The organism is Methanococcus mangrovi, from assembly GCF_054506835.1.
The window spans coordinates 591,122-617,788 of sequence record NZ_CP197114.1 but is presented as its reverse complement, the minus strand read 5'-3'; the positions used below and the strand labels follow the sequence as shown (position 1 = coordinate 617,788).

The window sequence follows — 26,667 nt, the reverse complement described above, 5'->3', positions numbered from 1 at the left end:
TTGATGTTTAAACATTATTCTAACTTATCATCGGCAACATGCCATATCAAATTATCAAGAATACTGACTTCTACAATATTATCTGCTTTTTTAATTAACTTATCGCAGTCCTTGCTTAAATTAAGGAGGTGCAATTGCTTTCCATGTTGAGTATATTTCTCTGCAACACTATTTATTGCTTCGATTGCAGAATGGTCGTAAACCCTCGATTTGTTAAAGTCGATAACAACATCGATCGGGTCATTTTGGTAATCAAACAGGCTCTTGAATTTCGATGTTGATGCAAAAAACAAAGGGCCGTGAAGCATGTATACTTTTTTGTTCTTCATAGATTTTGTACTTGCCCATATATCTTTTCCCCGATTCCATGCAAAAACAAGTGCTGCCAATATAATTCCCAAAAATACTGCGGTTGCAAGGTTAAATACAACGGTCATGATTGACACGACTGCAATAATTGCTGCGTCAGACCTTGGGATTTTTTTTAATATTCTAAAGCTGGACCATTCAAATGTACCGATTACAACGATAAACATGACTCCAACGAGTGCTGCAAGCGGAATCATTTCAATTATCGGGGCACCCCATACAATAAATATCAATAATAATATTGCAGCGGAAATTCCGGAAAGCCTGCCACGTCCGCCACCTCGAATGTTAATCATGCTTTGTCCAATCATTGCACAGCCACCCATTCCACCAAAAAATCCATTTAAGATGTTTGCAATACCTTGACCGATACATTCCCGATTACTCCTACCACGAGTTTCGGTTAATTCATCAATTAACCTTAAAGTCATCAATGATTCAATTAAACCAACACATGCGGCTAAAAATGAATAAGGAAGAACTGTTTTAAGCGTATCCCAATTTAACGGAACATTTGGCAGGGCAAATGAAGGAACTGAAACTGCGAGCGTCGTTCTTAATGGATCTATCGATTTTATAAAATCAAGTACCGTTAAAACTGTGTATCCTGCATTATTTAAGAAATACGAGATTATGGTTACAGTAATTATTGCTACAAGCGTTGCGGGAACCGCACGGGTGATTTTTGGCAAGTATATCGCAATAATCATTGTAATTGCAATTAAAACAAGCATTATTGAAAGAATCGGCCATGGAAGTAAATTTCCATCTGCACCATAGAACTGCCCGATTTGAGATAAAAATATTATTATTGCAAGCCCATTTACAAATCCAAGCATTACCGGGTGTGGAATAAGTCTCACGAATTTTCCTACCTTCGATATTCCAAAAAATACCTGAATAATTCCCATGAATAATACTGCGATGAATAAATATCCGAGTGCAGACTCCATTCCGCTAGTTTGAACTTTTGAGATTACCAATGGAGCAAAAATAACCGCAACAGCACCAGTAGCGCCACTTATCATTCCGGGTCGTCCACCAATTAATGCGGTTACAATTCCCATGATAAATGCGGCGTAAAGCCCGATTGTAGGATCAATTCCAAGAATAAATGAAAATGCAATTGCTTCTGGAACCAGCGCCAAAGCTACGGTTAATCCTGACAAAACGTCATTTTTTACGCTTCCATTTTTTGGAATTACCAATTCAACTATTTTATTTTTTAAATCTTTAGTTTGATTCGTGTTTATTTTTTCATTCATTTTTAAATACCTTATATTTCATTGATTAAACGAATTTTTCGCTTTAAATTATTTTTTAAGATTTACTATATTTTCTGCAAGTTCGTAATTTACAAAAAAGTCATCGAGTATGTTTTTTAAAGATCCAACTGAATTAGTTTTAATATTCACTTTAATCTTTTCATTATCAAATTTAGTATCAATAATAAGTCCATCGTCTACATCGTCAACTTTTAAGCTGTTTACAATTTCCTTTTTTGAATTGTAAGTCATTTCAAAATCTATTTTCATAAAAATCATTCTTTTAAATTTTTAAAATCGAGCCCTCTTTTTTTAAGCTCTTCGTATATTTCTTCGGAAACTTCCTGGCATTTTAATGCTTCTTCTGCTTCTTCGCGTGTCATGAGGCCATATCTTATCATTGCAGAAACTCTATCATATTCAAAATTAAATCCATGCTTTTTCTTAAATTCGACAAGCGCTGGAGCAAGAATTAAACAGTTTGTCGTGTATCCGCCGAGATCAGGTTTTTCCCAAGGAATTTCTTTTAATATGTTATATCTATCTTCTTCTGTTAATTTGTATGCAACGAGGAGCCTTAACATATTTATTCCTTTTTTCATCTCCCGTATTGCAGTTGTACCAAATGGAAGTTCGTGTCCTGTCACAATTGTGTCGATATTCGTCTGTCTTGCAAACTGCCAGATTTCGTGCATGTTCATGTCAGAACATACTCTGCACGGAGATTCGCCTTTTGAAATGGTTTCCTTGAAGAATTTCGTAAAATCCTTGTTTATTACAAGCCAGTCTACTCCAAAATGCTTTGCAACGTTTTTACAGTTTATAAGTGCTTCTTCTGCTAAATAACCGTTATCAACAGTTACACATAAAGGCCGGATTCTGAGTTCTTTTACAAGCAAATACAGCGCAACAACGCTATCTTTTCCGCCAGAAAATCCTAAAATACAGTTGTATTTATTATTTCTAATTCTGAGTTCATCTAAATATTCCATTACTTCGTTTCTCATTTCTTCGAAGTTTCTAGGAAATTTTAGGGCGTTTAAGCATTCAATGCAGATGTTTTTTCCTTCGTGTTTATACATCGGGCGTGTTTTGCTGTTGTGAAGGCAAATTTCGCAGTTTACCGTGTTTTTTCCTTTAATTTTTTCCATGATATTCAACCAATACTAACTACTTGATTAAATTACTTAAATACATAACTCCAATAAAAATAATTTTACAAAAATTCTTTTTAAATTTTAGAGATTGATTTTTTTATTTTATTCCCGATTAAACCGCAAATGAAATATATCCTTTTTTAAATTTTTAAAAAATCTGCCCAAATCTAATTATTTTAAATTTTAAAAAGAATATCTTTAATTTTTAAGTCTATTTTATAATTTCAACCATTTTTTAGAAAAATACTTTAATATAAAACGTGCAATATTATATACGTTTAAATAGGATATTAAAAAAGCCTAAAAATCTGTGCAGTAACAAAATTATAAGAATATTCCTGCTTTCATTACGAGTTCAACCCGGTGAATACAATGGATTTAAGAAAAAAGATAAGAATTGTAGAAAATTTTCCAATAGAAGGAATAAGCTTTAAAGATGTAACTCCAATTTTAAAAGACCCAAAAGCAATGAAACATACGACAAAAGAGATTACAAAATACCTCGAAGATAAAAATGTCGATGTTATAGTCGGTCCTGAAGCACGCGGTTTTTTATTTGGTGTTCCTGTTGCTCATGAACTTGATATCGGGTTTGTTCCAGTTAGAAAACCGGGAAAATTGCCGTACAAAACTTTTTCAGTTGATTATGCACTTGAATATGGTGCAGACAGCCTTGAAATTCACAGCGATGGAATTGAAAAAGGTCAGAACGTTGCAATAGTTGACGACCTTCTTGCAACAGGCGGAACTGTTTTGGGAGTTTCCAAACTCGTAGAAAAAGTAGGTGGACACATTTCAGCACTTAACTTTGTAATCGAACTCACAGAACTAAAAGGAAGGGATAAATTAAAAGGATACGACATACAGTCGCTTGTTAAATACGATGTATAATGCTTTAATACTAATTATTTTGATTTTGGTGAAGAATATGGTTGAATTATTGGCCCCTGCAAGAGATTTATCGGGCTTGATTACTGCATTCAATAACGGTGCAGATTCAGTGTACTGCGGACTAAAAGAAATGAGTATGCGTGCAACCGCTAAAAATTTCGAGAGAAACGAATTAATCGAAGGCATTAACTTCGCACACGATGCAAATAAGCGAGTATATCTCTGTACAAACACGGTAATTTACGAAGATGATATTTTAAATTTAAATGAAATACTCGAATTTGCTAAATCCGCAGAAGTAGATGCTGTAATTGTAAATGATATTGGAGCAATGGTTACTGCAAAAGAACTCGGACTTGAAGTTCACGTGAGCGTTCAAAACAACATTACAAATTCAAAAACTGCTGAATTCTTTTCAAAATTTGCAAAAAGAGTTGTTTTATCAAGAGAACTTACATTAAATCAGATTAAACAGATTAAAGAAAATTTAAAAGTAAATAAAGTTGATTTAGAGCTCGAAGGATTTATTCACGGGGCGCTCTGTACCGCAATGAGTGGAAGATGCTATTTAAGTTCATATTTATTCAATAGAAATGCAAACTGCGGGGATTGTTTACAACCGTGCAGGAGATCGTGGAAATTGGTAAATGAGCATGCGGATGGAACTCATGAGCTAATCTCTGAAGGAAAATACTTACTTTCACCAAAAGACCTCTGCATGATTGAACACATCCCTGAAATGATTGATGTTTTTGACTGCTTTAAAATTGAAGGGCGTGCTAAAAACGTAGATTACGTGATGCGTGCAACAAAAACGTACAGGGAAGCTATTGATTCAGTAATTGATGGAACTTACGAAGAAAAACTGCCGATATTCAAAAAAGAACTCGATAAAATCTACAATCGAGAATACGATACAGGATTTTATTTCAGAGATATTACTTGTACTCACGATTTGCAGTACGAATTTGAAGGAAATGTCTCCCCGTACAAAAAAATTGAAGTTGGAAAGGTTGTAAATTACTTTAAAAAAGTAGGCGTTGCAGAAATCACAGTTATTGACGATTTAAACGTAGGAAATAGTATTTTAATAATCGGACCAACTACTGGATGCGTTGAAGAAAAAATTGAGTCGATGCAGGTCGAAGGTGAGAACATAAAAACTGCCAAAAAGGGTCAAAATGTTGGAATCAAACTTGAAAATTTAGTAAGGGAAAATGACAAAGTTTACATTCTAAAAGAGGATTAATTTAGTTTTTAAATTAAAATTCCGAAATTAGTACAGTAAATTTTTATATCTAAAAGTATGAATTATGAATATCAATATTATGGTGATCATGATGAAAGAAGATAAGATGTCTAAATTTGCACATATTACAAGCGTACACCCTTGCTACAACGAAAAACTCCACCACAAAATTGGAAGAGTCCATTTGCCCGTTGCACCAAAATGTAATATCGCGTGCAAATTCTGTAAAAGGAGTATCGGAGATGAATCAGTCTGTGAGGATAGGCCAGGTGTTTCACACCACATCATGAAACCCGCAGAGGTAGAAAACTACCTAAACGAATTGCTCGTAAGAAGTCCAAACATCAAAGTTGCAGGAATTGCTGGACCAGGAGACAGCTTGTTCAATGAAGAAACTTTCGAAACTCTTGAAATATTAAAAGAAAAATTCCCTGATTTAGTTAGATGTCTTTCAACTAACGGGCTTTTACTTCCAAAATATGCTGAAAGGTTGGCAGAACTTGGAGTAAAAACTGTAACCGTAACCGTAAATGCGGTAGATCCAAAAATTCAAGCACAGATTGTTGACTGGATATACTACGAAGGAAAAGTTTACCGTGGAGAAGAAGGTGCTGAAATTTTAATCAAAAACCAGATTGAAGGAGTTAAAAAATTGGCAGAATTCGGTGTTGCAGTTAAAATTAACACGGTATTAATCCCTGAAATAAATATGGACCATATTGTAGAAATTGCAAAAACCTTCGAAAAAGATGCGTTCGTTCACAACGTAATTCCTTTAATTCCAATGTACAAAATGGAAAATTTAAGAAAACCAACCTGTGATGAAATAAGCAACATAAGAGATACTGCAGAAGAATACCTCCACCAGTTTAGAGCATGCCAACAGTGTAGAGCTGATGCTGCAGGACTTATCACGGAACACAAACACCTTGGAGAAAAAGGTAAACAGTTAGATATTTACGATTTAAAACACTTCTCACACTAATTTCTTTTTTAAATTTTTAATTTTTTAACCATAAGGTATAAATGATACTTTTTAAAGATAAAAGCTAAGATAAGAAACATGATTTTTAAAGGTGCTATTTATGGAAAATGTGGTAATTACCGTTGTTGGTGTTGATAAACCCGGAATCGTTGCAGCAGTTACAAAAATTCTCGCAGAACACAGTGCAAATATCGTAGATATCAGGCAGACAATCATGGAAGACCTGTTCACAATGATTATGCTTGTTGATATTTCAAAAATAAGTTCAGACTTTTCAGAATTAAACGTTGCCCTTGAAAAGCTTGGATCAGAAATCGGAGTTAAAATAAACGTGCAACACGAAAATATCTTCAAATACATGCACAGAATTTAATTTTTTTAAAAAATACTCTTTTCAATTTGATTATTTTTAAGATATTCAAAACTTTTACCCGTGGTTAACTGCTATTCAATATATAACCTGCAATCCATATTTTATTTCGAGCACCGGTGTAATGACAAACTTAAGTGATTATATGATTCAGCATAAAATTCCAATCGGAAAATTTTCCGTGATAACCCAACTTTCAAAAAAAGCACTTCATTATTACGATAAAAAAGAAATTTTGGTTCCAGAATTAAAAGATATGATAACTGGATACAGGTACTACTCAGTTTCACAGATAAAATCAGGGATTAAAATAAAAACATATTTAGACCTCGGATTCAGCCTTGAAAATATTTTTGAACTGATAACTGCTGAAAAAACTGAAAATAATGAATTAATACATAACTTAATTGAAAATCAAATTAGAATTACCAAAAAAGAAATAAAAAAACTTCAAAAAATCCAAAAAATATTGGAATCTAATAATTCAGAAGAGGTGTTTAACATAACACTGACCGATATTAAAATAAAAGAAATTCCTGAATTAAGAGTCATTAGTTCAAGAAAAACAGGACCTATCAAAGAAACCTGCCATTTGCTCGTGGAAAAATTAATGAAAACAGTTTTTAATCCGGAAAACCAGAAAAATGGAGTAAAAATTACAAGTCCTGTTATGAAGTTATGCCACGACAGCGAATTTGATGAAAACAATTCAGATGTTGAAATGGTACTCCCAATTTCGGGAAAAATTACAGTAAACGTCCCCGAAATTGAAATAAAAACACTTCCAAAATGTAAATGTATTTCTACCGTGTATACGGGTCCATATGAAAATTTAGGAATAGTTTATTCAAAATTGTTTGAATATATGGCTGAAAATAATCTTGTTCAAACACTTCCAGATAGAGAACTTTATATTAACAGTCCACATGAAGTTGAGAGTGAAAACTTAATTACAGAACTTCAAATACCTTTTAAAAAAGAAATTTAAGATTTAAATCTTAATTTTAATTATTTAAATTTTTTAAGCTCTTCTTGAAGTTTTATCGCTTCATCCATCCATTCTTGTTCGATTGGCTTTTCTGATGCAACCATTACTACAGTTTTGTCTCGAATTGTTTTTCTAATTCTCATTCCTTCTGGAAAAACACGGTTCATAAAATCAAGAACCCGATCAACAAAATCTTCCTTTGCATCGTGAATTACCATGTTTGAATCAATTTCTGAATCAGTAACAATTTCAAATCTTGAAGGCTGGTCTATAACATTTATTTTTGCTAAAAGCTCAGGCGCGTAAGTTTCGTCATCAATATTTAATTTAGTTATAGTTTTTCCATTCGATTTCTTTGATTCATCAATTGTTGCAATATCCCTTAATCTTATCAGCTTTGAAGTTGATTTTGGCAAGATTCCAATTATAAAATATGGAATTTCCTGTTTACAAATCATTTTTGTCTTTATGATAGATTTTCCTAAAACGAGGTCTTCAAGAGACGTTTGAATAATTCTTTCGTAAATTGCTTTTCCAGCTTCGTCATTGCATTCAACATCGATATAAGCCATATTACCCCTGAATCTTAAAAATGGATGATTATTTTCTAAAGTAATATATTGCAAAAATAGTATATAAATAAAGTCTTAGCCACCCGAAACAATTGGGACGAGTCTTAAAGTGTCGTTTTCAGATAGAGTTTCATTTTCAGATAAAATCTCGCCATTTCGAACAACAAGATTGTCTTTTAATCCCATTTTTTTGATGAAATCTTTTAGCTTTGCATTTTCCGGCAGTTCAATTTCGGACAATTCTCCAGCATTCTTTATAAAAACTTTCAAAAGAACCACCTGATTTTAAAATAATAAAAAAGTAGTTAAAAATGAAAAATAAATTAATTATTCTTCTTTTTCAAGACCGCACATTTTTCTTAATTTTGCTCCGACTTCCTCGATTTGTAATTCTCCTTCGAGTCTTCTCATTGCTTTTAAGTGTGCATAGCTTACTTGTTTTTCAAGAAGGAATTCTTTTGTAAATCTTCCATCTTGGATTTCTTTTAAGATTTCTTTCATTGCAGCTTTTGAGTCAGCTGTAACAATTCTGCTTCTTCTTGTAAGTCCACCGTATTCTGCAGTGTTACTTACATCGTTCCACATGTTTTTGAATCCTTTTTGGTAGATTAAGTCAACGATTAATTTCAATTCGTGGCATGTTTCAAAGTATGCCATTTCAGGTGCGTATCCTGCTTCAACGAGTGTTTCAAATCCTGCTTTGATTAATTCGGTAACTCCACCGCATAAAACAGCTTGTTCACCGAAAAGGTCAGTTTCTGTTTCTTCTTTGAATGTTGTCTGGATAACTCCAGCTCTTGATAAACCGATTCCTTTTGCCATTGCCGAAACAATGTCAAATGCGTTGTTTGTTGCATCAATTTCGATACAGATTAAACCTGGAACACCGAAACCTTCTTCGTATGTTCTTCTAACCATTTTTCCAGGTGATTTTGGAGCAACTAAAACCACGTTAACTCCTTTTGGTGGAACAATGAATCCATAGTGGATGTTAAAACCATGTGAAAAGCTGAGTGTTTTTCCTTCTTTGAGGTATGGTTTTATTTGGGCATCGTAAACTTCTGCCTGTAATTCATCAGGTATTAATATGTGGATGATGTCAGCTTTTTCAGCAGCTTCTTCGATGGTCATTACTGTATGACCGTCTGCTTTAGCTTTATCCCATGAAGCACCGTTTTTTCTTAAACCAACAACAACGTTTAATCCGCTGTCTTTCATGTTTAAGGACTGTGCTCTACCTTGACTTCCGTAACCTATTACTGCGATTGTCTTTTCTTTTAAAGCATCTAATTTAAAATCTGAGTCATAGAATACCTTCATTGTCTTCACCTCTAATCTCACAATCTTTTATAGTATAATCATATATAATATTAACATCTGATACCGATTTGGATACACAAATGTATTAATTTATTATAATTAACAGTTAAAATCATGATATTTATAATTTCTCTTTTTGACGATTAAAGAACGGAAAACGCTTATTTTTTTAGACGATTAAAACAGGTATAATACGACGATTTTCAAGTTCTATGTAAAAAACGATTAATCCATGCTTATTCATTTTACCGAGATTGAAAGTTGTGCGTGGATTTCCCACCCTAACACCTTGATTACCATTATAAGTCCTGACGGAGCAGGCGAACTTACCAAATGGTATACGCCAAACCCCTCTTACGGGGGTTTGGCTACCACACTTAGGATGGGCTAACGCCCATGAAAAGTATCTTGAGATTTATGATTTTATCGGAATCAAGAATTGCTAACGCAATTCATTCAATTAAGTTTAGATTTTAACACTCAAATAACCGGTTCGATTGCTTTCGCAGGTCGCGACCTGCTCAGACGTTTCTCGAACTGCCAAGATTGATTTTATTTTTTAGAGTGTTGGCAGTCCTCCGGAACGCCACGCAATCTATTAAATTAAAAACGAGTCAAGCCCATGGCTTATATACCCTTTCGGGTATATATCGCCGGGGAGATAATTAGAGCTCAAGGCTATATGATATATGACCCTTCGGGTCTGGATTAACGGGTAGAAAATATAATTTTCTACAATATCGGGTTTTGCCCTTCGGGACGCTTGCGCTCAAAACCCCGTATAGTAGAAAATTCAAAACTACTGAACAAGACCAAAAAGGTCGGACAGAATACTACTCCCTACGGGGTTTAGTTTGCATGCGATTTTATTCCCTTCGGGTAAGGATCAAAAAGATGATATATCCCCAATAAAAAACATTAATTATTCATTTTAGGGGTGTATTTTTTGAAGATAACTGAACTTTTTGATGGAGAATCTAAAGAACTTAGTAAAGAAGAAGTTTTAAAGTCTGTTTTAGAAATTGAAGAATTAATGAATGAAGGAATGACATTTGATGAAGCAGTTGAATTTAAAATAATATTGGAACACCAGCGAGAAGAGATCCGAAAGCATGTTGAAGGTGAAAAGCATGTTTTTAGATAACATAGAACTTATCAAAGACCGAGATATATTAGAAGAGTTAGAAAATAAAGAAACGTGTCAGCTAATACAGTTGAAAATAGACCAAATATTTAGAAATTGGCCCGAATATAAACAAAAAGAGATAGACGAAACTACAGACACGTTAATAAATTACATAACTTTTGTTTTAATTGCATATTCAAATTATTCGTATCAATACGTCAATAAGGTTATAAAATTAGAACTTTCGGAAAGTCTAAATCATAAAAAAGGTTTAGACGGAGAAACTTTAGATATATGGGATTTTATTGAAGTTGCAGCGCATTCTAATGACAATGATTTAGACTTATGCAGAATAAATGTAGATAATTCAAAAGTTTTATTGAATACATATCAAACCCAACTATATTTGAAATACAAAATGAGAAAAAAATTAACCGATGGAATGGAAAAAATAAAAGAACGTAAACTCCCAGACTGTTTAAAACAATTTGTAGACGAAATAAATAGTTTTTTAGATGTTAGGGAAATGTTAAGTGTTAAAAAAGATAAAATAGTAATAAAACCTGTAAATTACTCTGGAGAAATACCTGCAGAGTGGTTTCCCCCATGTATACGGGGGATTTTGGCAGATATTTCTTCAGGGGGATCTCCAACACACTACCCCAGAAGATCACTAGTAGCTTTTTTGTTTGCTGCAAAATTTAACCATAACTTAAGAATGTATATGGACGGAAGAGTAAAAGAAGTCAAAGCATTAGATTTAGCATCCACACAAGAAATAGAATTATTTTTGGACGAAATAATTTCAATATTTAATACTTCTGCAGATTTTAACGCTGAGAGGACAAAATATTATATTAGTAATAATATAGGATACAATTCACCCCGATATGTACATTGTGAGTATTGTAAAAACTGGAAAGATAACGGTCTTGGATACTACTGCCATAAAGATGAAATTTGTGAAAAGCCCTGGGTTAAACATCCCTTAGATTATTTATGTCAAAAAATAAAAGCTGCACAATGGGAAGAAACTTTAACTTCAGATTGTAAGTATCTTGATCGAAATCTCGATGTATGTAATCATATTTTCAATAGGGGTTACGGATGTTTTGGAGATAACTGCAGGAACTATACCCCCATAAAATGATTTTTTAAAAATTAATATATAAGTGTTAAAATGTCCACAAACAGCTTAAAAATTAAAGAAGAAACTGAAAATATTTCAAAAGTTGAAAAATATTTTAAAGATTTTGAATCTTGGACCCAGAATATGATGTTTACGTCCACGATTTTAGAATTTTTAGCAATTTCGTTGTTAGTAGCTTACGTTTTTTCAAAAGTTATTATTGGGGTAGGTTTAGAATATAAATTATTTGAAACAATGCCATTTGATGTTTCATTTTATTTAATTTTGATCGCATTATGGATATTAAATTTTATAAAGTATTCAAAAAATAGCTCTCCAAAACAGTATTTATTGTACTTTTCAGTGTTAATAGCTTGGTTATATTCTACATTGAACATTCATAACATATTAATATCTTATTTTACTTATGCTATTGTATGCTATTTTATTATAATAAATATCAAAAATTTAGCGGAAAGCATCATATCAGGTTTATTTTATTTTGTATTGGCTTTTGGATATGCCATACTTAATATCTACGTTTTTTTAAGGATATTTTTAAAGATACTTATCAAAATCGTAATGTTTCCCTTAAAAGTTTTAGAAACCATATATACAAATTTAACCAAAAAGTCAAAAATGGATTTTTCCATCTTAAAAGTAAGTTTAAAAAATATTTATGATTTAATCCATGGATTAAAAACTAAAACCAATAGATCATTATATGTTACTTTTCTTGTTATAGCACTTTTAATTGCACGTGTAACTGCCCTTTTTATTAATTTATTATCTGTTTCGTCAATAATAGGCGTATTTTACATAATTTTAAATATTTCGTTTACTCTAAAAAATCAGGCATCAAATAGTGCCATTTCTGCGATAGGTAGTTTTACTATATTTTGGGCCATCTCTGAATACAAAGATAAAAAAATTAAACAACGGGTCAAAAATGTATCCAATGGCCTTAAAGGGTCATATGATAACGAAAAAATAAATTATTACATTAAAAAAATAATCTCTGAAAGTTACTTAGACTATATCGAGTATTATGAAATACCCAATAATTTAGATTTAGAATCAGAATCTTTTGACAGTGCAATTGAATATATAAAAGAGTTAATCAAAATTATCCCTCCAAAACCGGAAAACATTGATAAAAAACCATTCTACGAATATGTAATGGAACATTTAGAGGGGGAGGTCTCATTTTATAGATTAGTATCTCACCTACTTTATTTTAACAAAGACATTAAAAAACTACCAAATTATGAGTTAATACTGGGCATCATTATATACATTTTAAAAATAAGTATGGAGATTATAGATATTGGTCTTAATAATAAAAAAGATAGTAAACTATTCAATGACGTTCAGATTTCATTTATTAAAGAATTTTATAATTTATGGGTATATGGATTACTTGAAATAGCTTTTTTAGGAGTATTGTCTTCCCCACATTCAAACATGGATACCTTAGAATTTAAGGATATTTTCACAGAAGGGAACATTACTGAAAAAATAAAAAAGTAGTTAATTAATATCTTCTTCCCCTTCCATTTGAAGGTTTAAACAAGAAATAGGCCAAAACTAATCCGCCAAGAACTACAACAATTGTTAAAGTTCCCCCCGGAACCATTTCTACAAAGTCAGAAATGATTGAACCATCTGCAAAAATAAACCAGCCACTTGAATCATCACTTAATTTATCTCCGGATTCTTCGGCAATATCTCCACTCGTGGTATCTCCAAAGTAATAAGCTTTTGCAGATTCAAGGTAAAAATCACCTGAAAGTTCGTAATTCCTTGCTTCTTCTAATTTATTATTAATATCGTCTACATCTTCGTAATTAATATCATTAAGAGTTTCAATTGCTTTTTCATAAGAATCATATGCTTTTTTTGCAACTCTTTCAACATCGTCCATGTTGAGGTCTTGACCTCTTTCAACATAATTTGAAGCTTGACCTAATTTAGTTTTCAAAGATTCTCCAAGTGAAACAACTTGATTATTTACTTCCTCCTGCTCAAAAACATTTAAACTATCTTTAGAAAGCAAGTCTTGAAGCTCGGTTATTATATCTCCAACAATTGTTACATCATCATTTAATACAACAATTTTAGGCCGCACAATAGACCAGATTGGCAAATCCTTACCGTCATCTCTTTCAACCTCCGCGTAAACAATACCATACGTTGCAAAACCGATTGTATCATCAGTTGCTTCATATCCGGTAAGGGCAGTAATCACGTTAGTACTTGAAAGGTCCCCGAAAGAATCTTTTTGGTCATTGGAAATTTCATAAGTTCCGTCTTTTAAAATCCTAACAGTTACAAGTCTTGCATCATCTGAAATCTGAATATTTGATTTAAATTCTTCCATATAACTTGGATTTGCAAGAATATATAATCTTTCTGCAGGGTGTGAATTTAACACGTGAATTGGAGTAGCCCAGAATCGAGTTATAATATCACTCGTGGACCCCTGAGCAATCATTTCAAATGCTTTATATGTATCTCCATCCTCAGCTTCAAAATCTTTTGTCAAAGCACCTGTAAAATCCCCTAAAGCATATAAACCGGCTTTTTCTGCTTTATATGTCTTGGTAGTGGTATAATGGCAAACTACATCTAAATCGTTATCCCTTTCCTTATGCTCACCTATTTTATCTCCTTCTTCATCGTAAATATCAGCCATAAACCAGTTTTCCATTTCACCATAAACACTACATTCAACTTCAAAAGATGGAGATTCAGAAAGCAGTATATCTTCAATTGAAGGGTCAATGATTGTTCCAGTTGCATAATCTTCTACTTGCGAAGCATAAGGATCAGGCGTTTTTAATAATGTTTTAAATGTTGCGGTATTATCATCAATATATACCCCATTTAAGATATAATCTCCAGTTTCCTCATCATCATACCAATAGGGTATTTCTTTTGTGTAAGACCACCAGGAGTTTCCATCATCCTCACCGCCAACCTGTTTAACGGTTAAAACTACTTTTTTTATGTGAATTCCATTAGGTAATCCATCAAAAGAATTTCTGTAAATTGTAACTTTTACAGGAAATACAGAATATCCACGGATATTATCAGGTCCGTAAAGTTTAACGTCAATATCAGAAGTCGAACCCTCACCATCCATTGAATAATGGACCATGTCTGCATCAATTTCATCAACAAGGTGTTTAATATCTGATTCTGCAACATCATCAACTTCCGTTGTATTTGCTTCCGCACCACCAAGTTTTTCATCTGCGGATTCCTCGGAATTGTCTGACGTTGGAAGAGCAATATCATCTACAGTAAGTAAGTCGTAAAAATAACTTGCACCCTGATAAACTAAGTATGCCGGATAATCAAAAGCTCTAAAGAGCCAATCTGTTACTATATCCCCTGTATCCTCAGCATGAACGGGAACAAAAGACATCAAAAATAAAAGGATTAAAGGTAGAGCAAATTTATTTTTTTGCACGTTTACCACCTTTTTTCAAACTTTTTTTCCTGAATATGAAATATCCACCACCTAAAACCAAAATAACTGCACCAATAACATAAGGATTGGTATATATCGGTCCATCGGTGTAAAATACAGGAATAAATGAACTTCCACCTGAATATATCGTTAAGGTAACCTGATCTTCCATCAACGAAATGCTTGAATCGGTACTCATAACAGTTACTAAAAGGCTGTATGAATCAAAATCAAGTTCTTCATTCAGTTTTGCTTCGGGCCTTACTGTTTTCGTTTCCCCAGGTGCAACTGAAACCCTCGTTGATGTACTGTTTTGTAAAGGATTAACCGAATTTACAGGCGCAATTATAATATCGTAGTACTGTGGAACCGTTAAAGGATTTGTAATTGAAATTGGAATACTTATAGTACTTCCAGCACTTCCTGTAACAGTATTTTCAACTAATGAAATTGGATTTTCAACTGAAATTGGAACAGTAATTGAAAAACTACTTGAAACAAATTTCAAAGAGTAATCTCCGGTTTCATCAATATTGAATTCAAATGTATGCGAATCGTAGCTGTCAAAGTCGTAGTTATCGTTCCACAATGAAACGCCGTCTTTCAAGAGTTCAACAGTAATTACAGTTGATTCTTCCCCTTGCATTTCTGCAACCCTAACAGAATTTAAACCAATCACGTAAGATGAAGGTAGCGTAAGCCTTACAGGAAGCTCATTACAGGTATATGAAATCGTCTGAATTCCCTGATACACGTTCCCATACAAATCGTAACCATTTGCAGTAACTACAAAGTTTTTAGTTCCAAGAGTTGGACCCGTAGCGATTTTTACAGTATATGATTTTGAACTATCAACGTTAATTGAGCCAACTTCATATCTTCCGTTTGAATCTGCTGTAAGAATTGTTCCCACACTATCCCTAACTTCTAAAACTTCCGCACCACTAAACGATACGGTAATTCCATTTGAATTTTTAATTGGTGAAATACTGAAAGGTATTATCTGTTCAGCATAGCAGTACGTGTTTATTTCCCCAACATCGGTTGTAATGGAATACAGGTAGTTTGAAGGAATAAAATTAAGGCTTACACTTACCGGACCATCTATAAATTCAACCGTCTTGGTAATATCCCAGTAACCGCCTTTTTTAAAAGTTAATTCATGAATTCCGGCAGGAAATTGGATTATATCCTCATTATCATACGTACCTAAACATATCTCTCCAGCGTAAACGTCAAATGAATTAACATTTGAGTTCAATTCTAAATCATATCTTGGAGGGGGGCAGTACAATTCTGTAACAGTTGATTTATAACTCGTAGTTTGGGTAACTGAATAGTCGATATAATCAAAAATGGCAAATGAACATTCTAAATTTGCACCACCACCATTATACCAACCTGATTGAATTAAATACTCTAAATCATTCCTTGATGAAATAACACCTTTGTTAAACTCCTCTACCGTGGTTTGTGAAGCATAAGAAAACTGCACCCCGTTCAAAACAACTTTTGACCATGAATAAGTACCGCCCCACAAATGGTTATACGCATAAATATAACCTGCACCAGAGGTATTTATGGAAATTACATCATCAATCAACTTATTTTCGTTACAGGAACCTTGAACTTTAATAACTGTTAAAGGTAATGCCTGTCCGCACTCAAAAGGAGTAAAATCCCCATTAAACGCTAAATCCGAAGTAGTAGAAATAATATTACAAAATCTACCTAAATCATCTTTACTCGCAAAATATATCCTGTAATCAAAAATTCCCGTTAAAACTGGGGCATTTCCACCCCAAACAGTTTGATTTAACTGGTAAACTACAAGTTCAGTAGTCATCGATGTATCAGATAATTCTACCCACCAGTCCGATGTTGCAGAAGTTTCTGGAATTGTAATATTTTCCGTAGCAGCTGAAACAGAGCCAACTACCGAAAGTAGCAATAAAATAAAAAGGAAATAAGATTTTTTCATTTCTTATCACCCTTAAAGTCCTTTAATATTCCATACTCCAAATAAAGAGCCTAAAGTAACGATTACTACAATAAATACAACGAGTGCAACTACAGGATTATCTGAAATTAAGCCCTGTAATTTTGAAACAGCTGAATCGTCATCAAGTGCACTTAAAACGATAATTGTCCGGCCATCTTCGTCATCTTCTGAATCGTCAGCAGTAGTATCATCTTCCGTATCGTCTGAGGTAGTACCATCAGTTGTTTCTTCTGCTACAAGTGTTACGTTAATTTCAATATCTGCAGGAATTGAAACGTTAAATGTCTGGGATGCGTAACCGGTTTTTGAAACGGTTAATTCGTAATCTCCATGAGTTAAGAGTACATTAAATCCATTATCAAATAAACCAATTGATTCATTGTTAGTTACGTCAAATATTGTAACTCCATCTACATTTGAATTCAAAGCAAGTAAATATTCAGTTTCTTCTAATGTTGCGTTTACTTCTGTTTCGTTCAACGGATTAACTGTCAAATTTAAAGTATCGTAAAACTCTTTTACAAGCGAAATGTCGTGGTTTTCGTCAGTAAAATTGATTGTTGCAGTGTTGTTTACCGTAGTTCCAATTAAAGTGCCGTTTTCGTAAATTCCAACGCCATCTACATTTGAGTTGATTACAACATCTGTTGCAAATGCACTTGAAATAAGGGAAATCAAGAACAAAAACAAAACTCCGAAACCTTTTATTGATTTATTTTCCATTTTTAACCACCTAATCCCTTTTAGCTACGATAAAGTAAGTGCAGACCGTAACTAACCAGAGTACTATCCTTAATTCGTATGATGTAATAATTTCCGGGGCAGTGTAGAGGTATCCGAGCAGCAAAAACATGATTGCTGAATAAATAATCCCGAAAATCTCGGTACCAAATACTTTAAATCTTCCAATTCTTTTCTGCGAAATCATGACTGCAAACATCATGACAGTTGATCCAACTCCTGCATAGAAGGAGCTTCCAAATACCAAACTGGTTAAACCAAAAAGTTCTGCTGCACAGACTGAACCTGCAACGGCAGCAAGAAACTCTATTGGCCCAATTGATCCATTCTTTCCAACGTTCATTTTTCAAAACCTCAATATCTTTTGTAATATTTACGTCCATACGAGAAATTTGGACCGCCAAATCCATCGTAACACATAATTAACGCCGATAAGTTAATTGCAGTGTATAAAAACGCTTTAGGGGCCATTCCAATAATGTTAGTTCCTGGTAAAAATGCAAGTAGCATATCACAGGCTGGCTGTGAAAGGGAAAGTAAAACAAGTACAACCCCGATAAATTTACGACCATTTAATCCGGACTGTCCGAGAAGGAGCAGAACAACACAGCATATTGTAATAGATATCCAACCGACAACACTTGCAATAGAATTTATAATTGGCCCGATAACTGGGATAATACTTACAACGTCAATTCCTGCATCTCCCAAAGATAAAGCACAGCCCAAAAGGAACACGAAATCAGAAACTTTTACCACCGAATTCACCTCCGATAACTCGAATTGTTATAATTTGTTTTTTTCCGGTATTTTGGAGTATAACAGGCAACTGTAAGCAGCACAATACCGATAATACAGCTTGTAATCTCCCATGAAAAAGGCGAAAATGCAACCATTTCAGAAACTTTCATTTGAATATACTGGGAAGGAAGCAGTAACGCCCCAAGGAAGGTTAGAATAGTTGTTACGTTTACACTACCCACAAAAAAACCACCTCTAACTTCATAGTAATATTATATCAAAAAAAGAGGTTATAAATGGCCGTAAATAACGAAATAACGAAATATCAAAATAGCGAAATAACGAAATAAGTTAATAAATTATTTTTTAGCTTTTTTCTTGGTTCTTGCTTCTTTAATTCTTTCAAGCCCTTCTAAGAACCTGTGTTTTCTGCCTGAATTTTCAAGAGCTCTCATTTTAGATTCAAGGTCTTCACTTGGGGGATCCGCAAGTAATATTCTTCCATCAAGTTGAATATATCCTGGTTTTAAAATTTGTGCAGGATTAAAAAAGTCTCTAAAATCTTTATCAAGCAAATTATAGTGGGGACAAGACGTAATTACCATTGGAATATTGGTTCTAATCTCCTGCAATAATTTCGCAAATTCTTTATTTTCAGTTGTTGAAAATTCCCTTTTATAAAATTTAGATGCAAAATCATCGAGAATTAAACAATCACAAATACAGATATCTTCAATTTCGTATCCGAAGACAACATCAATTTTGTTGTCAAGCATTTCCTCATAAAGTCCGTACAAATGGGTAGTTTTAAACGAACCCCTTGCACCAAATAGGGCAAAAGAGAAATGGTCATGTTTAGATTTAAATAAATTTAAAAGCTCAGGTATTCTTATAAAATAACTATCAATCATTCTTTTTCACTCAAACGCTTAATTTCCTTAGTTTTTACAAACCTAACCCATTTTTCATTGTCTTTCATGGCCTGCAATATAAATCCTATTTTTGTAGGGTCCCTCATCACGGTTTTTTCTGCTCGAAGCTGCACAAACGTGTCTTTCTCTTCATCAGGGCAGAGGGAATTTAAAAGATTATCAAGTTTTGACATTGACCGTACAGGAATTAAAGGAGAAACCTCTGAATAATCTTTATTCACCTAAATCACCGTCCTTTTCTTTTACTTCTTCCTCTGCTTTTTTCTTTAATTCTTCGAGTTCTTCAAATTCTTCCAATCCCAAAAGCCCCATTTTTTCTACCAGTCTAAATGCGTACTCACTTCTTGCAGGATTTTCTGAAAAGAACCTGTGCATATCGCCTGCATACTTGGTCATCATTGCAACATCTTTTGCTCTACCGTCCTGCAATTTTGAAACCATGATTAAAAGCGTGTAAACCCACTCTTTCATGTCTGTTAAATTGCCCTGTAAGTGTAGCAACCTTAAATCATCAACAGTAAGTAACATTGAAGGTTTTATAATGATATTTCCACTGATACGCCCAAAATATTCTTTTATTCTATCCTGTTTTTTCTCAAAGTATGATAAAATCCTGTTCCAGAAAGTGGATTCATTATACTCTTTTTCATCAAATTTCTTTATTTCATAATCAATTATGTGATAAATTGGTCCTTCATCTTCGATTTTAGTGCAGGAGTGTTCCGCATAATCAAAAGACCTTCCAACGGATTTTGGAAGAGACAGATTGTAATATTTTCCGTCAATCCATTTTACACGATAGGAATTTTCGCTATCATCATTTTTCAGTATCCTAATAAGCTGATTCTTTACCAAATCAAAGTTCCAGTTAAATAGCCTTAAAACTGGGGCATCGTGCAGCCTGAATCCTGCGAAATATCCGAGAAGTATTGGAACTATGTATAGGTAGTTAAAGTACGAGAAAAAATATTTAAAATTCCACAATAAATGCGGAATCGGGATAAATACGTCATATCTTCCTTGAATAATCGCTTTCCATGTAAAACTAAAAAGTCCGTACTTTGCAGTAAATAAAAGGAAGTAAAATACGAGTATATTTACTAAAATTACAGGTACGGCTTCCTGTAAATTTAATTGAAGCATTTTCTTGGTCAGTGTAGTTTTAGTAATATGTACTCCAAGATAAAATAAAATCAAGGCTAAAACTATCTTTTTCCACGCGTGAAAGTCTATATCTTTTTGAGTTGCTATGTAAGGAGTATCGGAGAGCTCTAAATTGATTGTACTTTTCTTAATAACTGCAATATCGTTATCGTTCCAGTATGCAACAAATATTTTTGAGTCTTTGGTTTTTACATTCTCATAAGTGTAAATATTAGTTCCAGGAAGTATCTCGACATTTTTCAAAGTTTCAGAGTAAATATCAAGAAATTTAGCTTTTACAGGAATCTCCCTATTATTCGTAATTTCAATTTTTAAAGTCATATCAGTTTTATTGTAAAAAGTAGACTGGATTATGCAATCATCAAACGTATTTACATTTGAATCAAGAGAATTTGCAGTAATTGAACCGAAATAATCGTAAGCAATATCCTGCATTTGGTTTTCCTCAGCATTTGCAAGAGGAATTAAAAAAAGTAGCAGTAAAAAGATAAACTTTTTCATTTATTATCTCCTTTTTCGTATTTTTGCCATTCAGACTCGTAAATTATATAATCAGCTTCATTTATGCACTCGGAAATTAACCAGTACTTTAATTTTCCTTTTTTAGTTTTTTTAACCTTTAATGAAATCACGTTTACCTTTTGAGTGTAAATTCCAAGCGTAAACGAAACTTCATCTTCAAGACCTGAGAGGTATTTTTCAAAACTTTCACTCTCAATAAAAATTTCAGCCCTTCTTTTAGCTCGGCTTATCTTTTTATCCCCCACATTTCGAAGGTTTGAGTGTTCAAAAATGTGAAATGTGTTATTTTTTATTGCCATCATTATTTCACTCGATGACCTCGACATTCTCGACTTTTAAACCATTTTTGATATTGAGAACAATTGTATCGATTAGTAAATCTTTATCTCCACCATCTATTTCATGAATGGAGCCATCTGAAAAGGTAATTTTAAAAGTATCTGCAAAAAGGTTATTTTCTCTACAAAATTTCATATATTTATACTGCGAGTACCCCCAAACAGCCATAAAAGCGAGGAATCCTGAACCGATAACTGCAGTAATAATATCGCTCCAATATTCTGCCATGAGTGCAGTATTCATAGATGCAAACCTGATTGCTACGATTTCAAAAGCTAACCAAAGAACAAGGAACGCATATTTATTTTTTAAGAAATTGCCCTTTACTGTCATTATTTCCATTGTTTTCACCATCCTAAACAATTTTATCTTTTATCACTATTTCCATAACTCCGCTAACAAAGAACAGCATTATGCAACCAACACTGCCCAATACAAACACGTGAATTATATCCCCAGTAAATCCAACAGTTAATAGCTCCCTAATGATAATATAAAACATATCAAAAGTACAGCAATACACTATAAGGACAGGTAACCCATATTTTCGATAGAAATAAACTCCCGAAAGAGTCATAACGGTTACAGCTTCAAATGGTAGCAATTTAAACCAATAAATGAATAATAAAAAAATCAAATAACAAACAATATCTGATTTAAAATTATTCACTTTTTTCACCCTTTTTTGCAATAATCATTACCTACCCATGTAAAACCTTCAAAATCTTTGTTAAGGTCTATTAATTCGAGTTCATGTGCAATCAATAAAATATTACAGTCCTGGAGCTACATTTCATTGTATGCGTATTCCAAACCACACACATAAGCTTTGAAAACTGCTAAACTATCGGTAGCTATTAATAAATTAGGCTCTTTTCCTTCCACTTTATCATAAGCAGAGTATGAATATCCGTTATAATTAAATTTAAAAATTATTTTATCCGTAGGATGTCTTTGTTTATTAATTCCATCAACCGTTTCGATTAATCCATCGAGTTCACTTGCAACACTTGTTTTATCCATTTAATCACCTTTTTTGGCAATCAGTATTTATTCCAGTTAATTGACCCGTCAAAATCAAAGCAGATTTAAAACCACGCCAAACACATGAAGCAGCCATCCAACGAGGATTTTCTCGATTAGGATTATTCCCCCCAATAGCTAAAATTATAAATTCTTCAGGATGATTTACCTCAAACATTTTTTTAGCTTCTTTCAAATCCATTTAAACCACCGTATAAGTCATATTTTCTAATGAAACATCAATTTCGCCTTTACTTACAAGATAATCTAAAATGTCATCAACATGTTGTCCTTGGAAATCATAACGACTTTTAAGCAAACACTCTCTATCCATTGAATAAAACTCTTTTATTTCAGAATTCGAAACTCCAGGATTCTTTTTTATAAAGTAATATACCAAATCAATATGTTCAGTAGAAGCCGTTCCTGTATATTCTATAAGCCCTAACTCACACGCAACTAACCAATCTATAAATTTTGGCGAAGTAATTTGTCTATATTTATATCTCTTTTTAAGCAGCTCAACAGTTTCATCAAACTTCTTTCGAGAGACATTTTTTAAAATCAAGGGTCTAACCATGTTCATCATTTAAACCACCAACTCCACAGCATTTGCAGTCGTTTTAAGATTATTATAGTTAGTTATTGCTCTGTTAATTTCGTAAACATCAGTTTTAGAGAGTTTTTCTCTTGAAACCTTTTCATAGCCGTCTAAATCAAAATCATAAAGCTGTTCAGGAAATCCGCTATAATTTGAAAATCCAATGACAAGCCCGTTCTGATGTATTTTTATAATATAAATGACATAGCCATTCTTTGAGATGAAATCTCCCTTTCTAAACTTTAATTTCAAGTACACCACCTTGAAAAAGTTAAAAGGATAATTATCGTTAATTATAAGCAATTTACACAAGATTTCTGTCTTAAAATTCGCAGTTTTAAAGCAGATTCTTCTGAAAAGTCTAATTTTTCGAAATTAGTTTTATTCTCTTTTTTTGGAACGTCTTTAAACGCTTTTGATAGTTTTAGAATCATAATTCCACTCCTTCAAGCATTCCAGTTAATATTAAAGCAGATTAAAAACCTCTCCATACACAAGCTGCATGATAATAATCAGGATGACTCTTTCCAATTTTCATAGATTGAGCTTCTTCTGTATGATTAACTTCAAACATTTTTTTAGCTTCTTTTAAGTTCATGATCATTCACCAGCTCGATTTCGTCTTCTTTGTTATCACAACAAATACGGGCATATCCGCCCTTGATTAAGACTTTTACGTAAACTCCATAAATTTTAGTGGTAACACTTTCCGAAATAACTTTAATCTGACCTTTTCTACTGCATCGATTATACAGAGAACAGGGTTTACAAGCACAGTTGACTTTTACTTCGTCTTCGATTTTAAAGCTCATTTTATCAAACTCCAAACGAGTAAATCTTGTAATTCGTATCTATTCCGTGATTTTCAAACACTTCTTTAATTATTGAACCAACATAAAAGTCGATACCTTCAAACTTCTTAACAATCATTTTTTCAATTTTTGAGTTCAATTCTTTCTTTATTTCGGGATTATCAACAATTCGACTTAATTCATCCTGTTTTGCTTCATAAATAGAACAATCGCCAATACAGCCAAAATTATCATTTGTGTAATTTTCAACTACACTTTCCCAATCAATATTTTCAACAAACCCCTTTTCCACAATAATTTCTTCCCAGTCAATATATTCAGAAATCCGTATTACAGGATAGTTTCTAATTAATTTAACCGCTTTACACGTGTTAGGATTTCCAGTACAGCCTTCTTCTGCGTAAGAATTACAATATTTACATTCTGGAACTTCCTTTTCTTTGACAAGGGAATAATCTTGCTCTTCTTCTTGGATTTCGCTAGTTGTTCGAAATTCAGGCATTTTTTTCACCCCTCAACTCTAAATCTATCGGACATTATCATTACATTATGGTAAATTACTGTTTTTTCTTCATTATTTGCGTGAATACAAAGCATTTTACCGTCTTTATTCACAACAGCCATTACATTTTGATTAATTTCATTTCGCTTTTTTAGTTGGTAGATAATTTTTTGAAGTTCTCTGTCAGTTACAGGAAACTTTTTTCTGTCGATTTTTCTCTTTTTGAAATGATTTTTAACCATTTTTCACCAAATATTTTGAGATATAATCTTGTACGGCTTTATCAAGCAAAACAAAAGTACAGTTATCCGCAGACTTCCTATACCAATCATAAAACTGGATAATTCTTTGGGAAATTTCACAGCCTTCTCTTGCTCTCCTGCCAACGTCTTTTCCGTGTTCTTCACTCCATTTTACAATTTCTTCGATTGAATCCATTTTCAACCTCATTTACATAAAATTTGCATATTTCTAAAACATGCATCACTAAAAATCTGATTTAAAACCTCAACAGGAACTCCTTCTTTTATTAACTCAAACTGGAGTTTTTGTTGTTGATCAGTAATTTTTTTGTATTCTTCAATTTTTTCACTCGATTCCATTGAACTTCACTCCTTAATTTTCGTCTAAACCGATTTTTCCTCTGCATTTTTCACATCTCCCAACGATTTAAAACCGATAACTTCAAACTGTTCGTTTCCGATAGAAAATCTCGAATAGTCGTCAATTTTTCCACATTTTTCACAGATGTGCCGATATTGGACAGGATCATAACGCATTAAGGAACCACATTCACAGCGGTAAACGCCCTGGTAAAATAATCTCATTCCCTGTACCGTATCATTCCAACGGTAAACGCCCCTTTTTCCGCCAAGTTCTTTTTCAAGTGGTTCAATCAAATTATTCGCCATTAATCGCTCTCGAAGTCCTTTTGTGTGGAAATCAAAAGTTAATGAATAAGCTTTTCCAAAAAGTATAGTTTTTGCAAGGTCAAGGGAAACGTGCCACCATTCTGCACAGGTTTGAACAACGCTTTCCCCTTTTAACTGCAACGGCTTTAAATTATCAAAATTATAGCCGAAATGTTCATAAGACTGATGTACTCCGTGTATTATTGAGTGATACAGATATTCAGGGTCCCCAACAAGCCACTTTCTGGAAATATCCCCATTCCACGTGAACTCGTGGCGGTTAATCCCTGCCCCTTTTTGGTATCTTTTCCACTGTATCGGGTTTCTTGCACTTGGCGAAGTATAATATTCAGTTTGGGTTAAATCGCCATACACTTTTAAGTGATTCGACTTTCTTTCGTCAGTAATAAACTGGAACTGTAAAGATTCGCAATTTAACCACTCAATGTCAATTTCAGCACTCTGAACAGACACATCTACAAGACTGTAAAGGTCATCTTTGTTACCGAGTTTTCTTGCAATTTCTAAAACATCGATTCCAAAAGCATTTTTCAGGTAGTGAATGTATTCAAACTTGAATTCTTCGATTCTTTCGCAGAACATCCTGCAATAATCTTTTAGTAAAGTTCCTTCACTGTCTTCTTCAACCCATATTGGAAGGACATTATCATCACGGAAAGAATCTTCATAAGGGTCGATTCCTTTTTTCAAGAGGTAAACCCGGTTCATGTTAAAGTAGCCCCTTGCAATGTGGGGACTTTTCATAGATATTGCAATTGATGCAACTTCTTTTCCATCCATGTCTTCCTCAACTGGTTTTCCGCTTCTCATTTCAACAGGTATCTGAAAGTGAAATGTTGCGGTTTTATTTGTTCCGCTCTTTTCGACCATCCTTTTCACAAATTGCGGAAATCTGTGGTTTAAATCTTCATAAATGTCTTTTCTAAAGTGGTTTCCAAGAACCGACCAGAGAATTGGAATCTGTAAAGTTATGTAAACCCTGTCAATCAGGATTCTTCTTTTTGCATTTTCAACGTACTTGTCTGAGAGTGGGCTAAATGTTTCATACATATTCCCCACCGAAAACTTTCTTGATAGTTTCGTCATCAAGACCCAAATCATGACCGTACATCTGAACTGTTGAAAATCCTGCTCCAGTTGATTTTACTTTGATAAGTTCATCGATTGCGTTTCTTTTAGCACCTTCAAGAACTGAATTTCTAAATTTTGTGTTCGTTTCAAACATATTTACTGCATTTTTAAAATCCATGTGGGTTAGAAAAACTTCTTTCGAGTGTTCCCTTGAAGGACAGTTCGCATGACTTTGAACATGAACATATCCGGTTCTTTTTGGGTCAAAAGAATGTATCACTCTTGCAGCATCCTCTTTTACTGAAATGTGAGGATAAGACGTGATAACCGAATAGCCTAAATTTATCATTTCAGGAGTTGGCAGATTATTCAAGTCCATTACAGACATG

The 26,667-nt window shown here is 33.3% G+C and carries 38 protein-coding genes; 8 read left to right on the top strand and 30 right to left on the bottom strand.

The window, feature by feature from the left end; translation table 11 throughout:
- Positions 1-14: 14 nt before the first annotated feature.
- Genes ACS5L2_RS03375 through ACS5L2_RS03365 form a run of 3 tightly spaced genes read right to left on the bottom strand, consistent with a single transcriptional unit; the run spans position 15 to position 2,785 of the window.
- On the bottom strand, positions 15-1,634 hold the full coding sequence (locus ACS5L2_RS03375) for a SulP family inorganic anion transporter (RefSeq protein WP_459202357.1): 1,620 nt from the start codon (positions 1,632-1,634) through the stop codon (positions 15-17).
- A 48-nt stretch (positions 1,635-1,682) separates the two neighbouring features.
- Positions 1,683-1,913, bottom strand: coding sequence for a KEOPS complex subunit Pcc1 (locus tag ACS5L2_RS03370; RefSeq protein ID WP_459202356.1), 231 nt, complete (start codon positions 1,911-1,913; stop codon positions 1,683-1,685).
- Complete coding sequence (locus ACS5L2_RS03365; protein ID WP_459202355.1) at positions 1,910-2,785, bottom strand: phosphoadenosine phosphosulfate reductase domain-containing protein; 876 nt, start codon at positions 2,783-2,785, stop codon at positions 1,910-1,912. Before ACS5L2_RS03365 ends, ACS5L2_RS03370 begins: the two co-directional genes overlap by 4 nt.
- 378 nt (positions 2,786-3,163) lie before the next feature.
- Between ACS5L2_RS03365 and ACS5L2_RS03360 the strand changes: the two genes are divergently transcribed.
- From ACS5L2_RS03360 to ACS5L2_RS03340, 5 genes are all read left to right on the top strand, one after another.
- Positions 3,164-3,682, top strand: coding sequence for an adenine phosphoribosyltransferase (locus tag ACS5L2_RS03360; protein WP_459202354.1), 519 nt, complete (start codon positions 3,164-3,166; stop codon positions 3,680-3,682).
- A gap of 37 nt (positions 3,683-3,719) precedes the next feature.
- Complete coding sequence (locus ACS5L2_RS03355; protein ID WP_459202353.1) at positions 3,720-4,931, top strand: U32 family peptidase; 1,212 nt, start codon at positions 3,720-3,722, stop codon at positions 4,929-4,931.
- Positions 4,932-5,022: 91 nt separating this feature from the next.
- On the top strand, positions 5,023-5,916 hold the full coding sequence (locus ACS5L2_RS03350; protein WP_459202352.1) for a radical SAM protein: 894 nt from the start codon (positions 5,023-5,025) through the stop codon (positions 5,914-5,916).
- Positions 5,917-6,016: 100 nt separating this feature from the next.
- Entirely contained in the window at positions 6,017-6,289 is a 273-nt protein-coding gene (locus ACS5L2_RS03345; RefSeq protein WP_459202351.1) for an ACT domain-containing protein, read from the top strand.
- A 142-nt stretch (positions 6,290-6,431) separates the two neighbouring features.
- On the top strand, positions 6,432-7,274 hold the full coding sequence (locus tag ACS5L2_RS03340) for a MerR family transcriptional regulator (RefSeq protein WP_459202350.1): 843 nt from the start codon (positions 6,432-6,434) through the stop codon (positions 7,272-7,274).
- Positions 7,275-7,294: 20 nt separating this feature from the next.
- Here the strand turns inward: ACS5L2_RS03340 and ACS5L2_RS03335 are convergent, their stop codons facing one another.
- From ACS5L2_RS03335 to ilvC, 3 genes are all read right to left on the bottom strand, one after another.
- Positions 7,295-7,846 (bottom strand): methanogenesis marker 17 protein, encoded by a 552-nt coding sequence (locus tag ACS5L2_RS03335; protein WP_459202349.1) that lies wholly within the window; start codon positions 7,844-7,846, stop codon positions 7,295-7,297.
- Positions 7,847-7,921: 75 nt separating this feature from the next.
- Positions 7,922-8,116, bottom strand: a complete 195-nt coding sequence (locus ACS5L2_RS03330) for a MoaD/ThiS family protein (protein ID WP_459202348.1) — start codon at positions 8,114-8,116, stop codon at positions 7,922-7,924.
- A gap of 57 nt (positions 8,117-8,173) precedes the next feature.
- Complete coding sequence (gene ilvC / locus ACS5L2_RS03325; RefSeq protein ID WP_459202347.1) at positions 8,174-9,166, bottom strand: ketol-acid reductoisomerase; 993 nt, start codon at positions 9,164-9,166, stop codon at positions 8,174-8,176.
- Positions 9,167-10,112: 946 nt separating this feature from the next.
- Here ilvC and ACS5L2_RS03320 point away from each other — a divergent pair.
- From ACS5L2_RS03320 to ACS5L2_RS03310, 3 genes are read left to right on the top strand one after another with little or no spacing between them, the layout of a single operon-like run.
- A complete protein-coding gene (locus ACS5L2_RS03320; RefSeq protein ID WP_459202346.1) occupies positions 10,113-10,310 on the top strand; it encodes a hypothetical protein in 198 nt (65 codons plus the stop codon).
- The gene (locus tag ACS5L2_RS03315; protein ID WP_459202345.1) at positions 10,297-11,442 is read left to right on the top strand and encodes a hypothetical protein; all 1,146 of its coding nucleotides are present in this window, start codon (positions 10,297-10,299) and stop codon (positions 11,440-11,442) included. The genes ACS5L2_RS03320 and ACS5L2_RS03315 overlap by 14 nt, the downstream gene beginning before the upstream one ends.
- Before the next feature lie 30 nt (positions 11,443-11,472).
- A complete protein-coding gene (locus ACS5L2_RS03310; RefSeq protein WP_459202344.1) occupies positions 11,473-12,951 on the top strand; it encodes a hypothetical protein in 1,479 nt (492 codons plus the stop codon).
- A gap of 4 nt (positions 12,952-12,955) precedes the next feature.
- Here ACS5L2_RS03310 and ACS5L2_RS03305 read toward each other — a convergent pair whose 3' ends face one another.
- The 24 genes from ACS5L2_RS03305 to ACS5L2_RS03190 form a co-directional block, all read right to left on the bottom strand.
- Complete coding sequence (locus ACS5L2_RS03305; protein WP_459202343.1) at positions 12,956-14,896, bottom strand: hypothetical protein; 1,941 nt, start codon at positions 14,894-14,896, stop codon at positions 12,956-12,958.
- Positions 14,883-16,877 carry a COG1361 family protein gene (locus ACS5L2_RS03300; RefSeq protein ID WP_459202342.1) on the bottom strand — a complete coding sequence of 665 codons (1,995 nt, stop codon included), beginning with the start codon at positions 16,875-16,877 and terminating at the stop codon, positions 14,883-14,885. Before ACS5L2_RS03300 ends, ACS5L2_RS03305 begins: the two co-directional genes overlap by 14 nt.
- Before the next feature lie 12 nt (positions 16,878-16,889).
- Positions 16,890-17,621: a PEGA domain-containing protein gene (locus ACS5L2_RS03295; RefSeq protein WP_459202341.1), complete on the bottom strand. Its 732-nt coding sequence runs from the start codon at positions 17,619-17,621 to the stop codon at positions 16,890-16,892.
- 10 nt (positions 17,622-17,631) lie between these two features.
- Complete coding sequence (locus tag ACS5L2_RS03290) at positions 17,632-17,982, bottom strand: hypothetical protein (RefSeq protein ID WP_459202340.1); 351 nt, start codon at positions 17,980-17,982, stop codon at positions 17,632-17,634.
- 11 nt (positions 17,983-17,993) lie between these two features.
- A complete protein-coding gene (locus ACS5L2_RS03285) occupies positions 17,994-18,398 on the bottom strand; it encodes a hypothetical protein (RefSeq protein ID WP_459202339.1) in 405 nt (134 codons plus the stop codon).
- Positions 18,399-18,403: 5 nt separating this feature from the next.
- Positions 18,404-18,622: a hypothetical protein gene (locus ACS5L2_RS03280; protein WP_459202338.1), complete on the bottom strand. Its 219-nt coding sequence runs from the start codon at positions 18,620-18,622 to the stop codon at positions 18,404-18,406.
- 117 nt (positions 18,623-18,739) lie between these two features.
- Positions 18,740-19,291: a hypothetical protein gene (locus ACS5L2_RS03275; protein WP_459202337.1), complete on the bottom strand. Its 552-nt coding sequence runs from the start codon at positions 19,289-19,291 to the stop codon at positions 18,740-18,742.
- On the bottom strand, positions 19,288-19,533 hold the full coding sequence (locus ACS5L2_RS03270; protein WP_459202336.1) for a hypothetical protein: 246 nt from the start codon (positions 19,531-19,533) through the stop codon (positions 19,288-19,290). Before ACS5L2_RS03270 ends, ACS5L2_RS03275 begins: the two co-directional genes overlap by 4 nt.
- Positions 19,526-20,977, bottom strand: a complete 1,452-nt coding sequence (locus ACS5L2_RS03265; protein WP_459202335.1) for a hypothetical protein — start codon at positions 20,975-20,977, stop codon at positions 19,526-19,528. Before ACS5L2_RS03265 ends, ACS5L2_RS03270 begins: the two co-directional genes overlap by 8 nt.
- The gene (locus ACS5L2_RS03260) at positions 20,974-21,300 is read right to left on the bottom strand and encodes a hypothetical protein (RefSeq protein ID WP_459202334.1); all 327 of its coding nucleotides are present in this window, start codon (positions 21,298-21,300) and stop codon (positions 20,974-20,976) included. Before ACS5L2_RS03260 ends, ACS5L2_RS03265 begins: the two co-directional genes overlap by 4 nt.
- A 4-nt stretch (positions 21,301-21,304) precedes the next feature.
- Positions 21,305-21,670: a hypothetical protein gene (locus ACS5L2_RS03255; RefSeq protein WP_459202333.1), complete on the bottom strand. Its 366-nt coding sequence runs from the start codon at positions 21,668-21,670 to the stop codon at positions 21,305-21,307.
- 22 nt (positions 21,671-21,692) lie between these two features.
- Positions 21,693-22,007 (bottom strand): hypothetical protein, encoded by a 315-nt coding sequence (locus tag ACS5L2_RS03250; RefSeq protein WP_459202332.1) that lies wholly within the window; start codon positions 22,005-22,007, stop codon positions 21,693-21,695.
- Between the two features lie 116 nt (positions 22,008-22,123).
- Positions 22,124-22,360: a hypothetical protein gene (locus ACS5L2_RS03245; RefSeq protein WP_459202331.1), complete on the bottom strand. Its 237-nt coding sequence runs from the start codon at positions 22,358-22,360 to the stop codon at positions 22,124-22,126.
- A 4-nt stretch (positions 22,361-22,364) separates the two neighbouring features.
- Complete coding sequence (locus tag ACS5L2_RS03240; RefSeq protein WP_459202330.1) at positions 22,365-22,562, bottom strand: hypothetical protein; 198 nt, start codon at positions 22,560-22,562, stop codon at positions 22,365-22,367.
- A complete protein-coding gene (locus tag ACS5L2_RS03235) occupies positions 22,563-22,949 on the bottom strand; it encodes a hypothetical protein (protein WP_459202329.1) in 387 nt (128 codons plus the stop codon).
- Positions 22,950-23,219, bottom strand: coding sequence for a hypothetical protein (locus ACS5L2_RS03230; protein WP_459202611.1), 270 nt, complete (start codon positions 23,217-23,219; stop codon positions 22,950-22,952).
- 35 nt (positions 23,220-23,254) lie between these two features.
- A complete protein-coding gene (locus ACS5L2_RS03225) occupies positions 23,255-23,395 on the bottom strand; it encodes a hypothetical protein (RefSeq protein ID WP_459202328.1) in 141 nt (46 codons plus the stop codon).
- 41 nt (positions 23,396-23,436) lie between these two features.
- A complete protein-coding gene (locus ACS5L2_RS03220) occupies positions 23,437-23,559 on the bottom strand; it encodes a hypothetical protein (protein WP_459202327.1) in 123 nt (40 codons plus the stop codon).
- A gap of 218 nt (positions 23,560-23,777) precedes the next feature.
- Positions 23,778-24,275 (bottom strand): hypothetical protein, encoded by a 498-nt coding sequence (locus tag ACS5L2_RS03215; protein WP_459202326.1) that lies wholly within the window; start codon positions 24,273-24,275, stop codon positions 23,778-23,780.
- A gap of 5 nt (positions 24,276-24,280) precedes the next feature.
- The gene (locus tag ACS5L2_RS03210; RefSeq protein ID WP_459202325.1) at positions 24,281-24,517 is read right to left on the bottom strand and encodes a hypothetical protein; all 237 of its coding nucleotides are present in this window, start codon (positions 24,515-24,517) and stop codon (positions 24,281-24,283) included.
- Positions 24,510-24,713, bottom strand: coding sequence for a hypothetical protein (locus tag ACS5L2_RS03205; RefSeq protein ID WP_459202324.1), 204 nt, complete (start codon positions 24,711-24,713; stop codon positions 24,510-24,512). Before ACS5L2_RS03205 ends, ACS5L2_RS03210 begins: the two co-directional genes overlap by 8 nt.
- Before the next feature lie 8 nt (positions 24,714-24,721).
- A complete protein-coding gene (locus tag ACS5L2_RS03200) occupies positions 24,722-24,877 on the bottom strand; it encodes a hypothetical protein (RefSeq protein ID WP_459202323.1) in 156 nt (51 codons plus the stop codon).
- Positions 24,878-24,901: 24 nt separating this feature from the next.
- Positions 24,902-26,257 (bottom strand): hypothetical protein, encoded by a 1,356-nt coding sequence (locus tag ACS5L2_RS03195; protein WP_459202322.1) that lies wholly within the window; start codon positions 26,255-26,257, stop codon positions 24,902-24,904.
- Positions 26,250-26,666, bottom strand: coding sequence for a hypothetical protein (locus ACS5L2_RS03190; RefSeq protein WP_459202321.1), 417 nt, complete (start codon positions 26,664-26,666; stop codon positions 26,250-26,252). Before ACS5L2_RS03190 ends, ACS5L2_RS03195 begins: the two co-directional genes overlap by 8 nt.
- Between the last annotated feature and the right edge of the window lies 1 nt (position 26,667).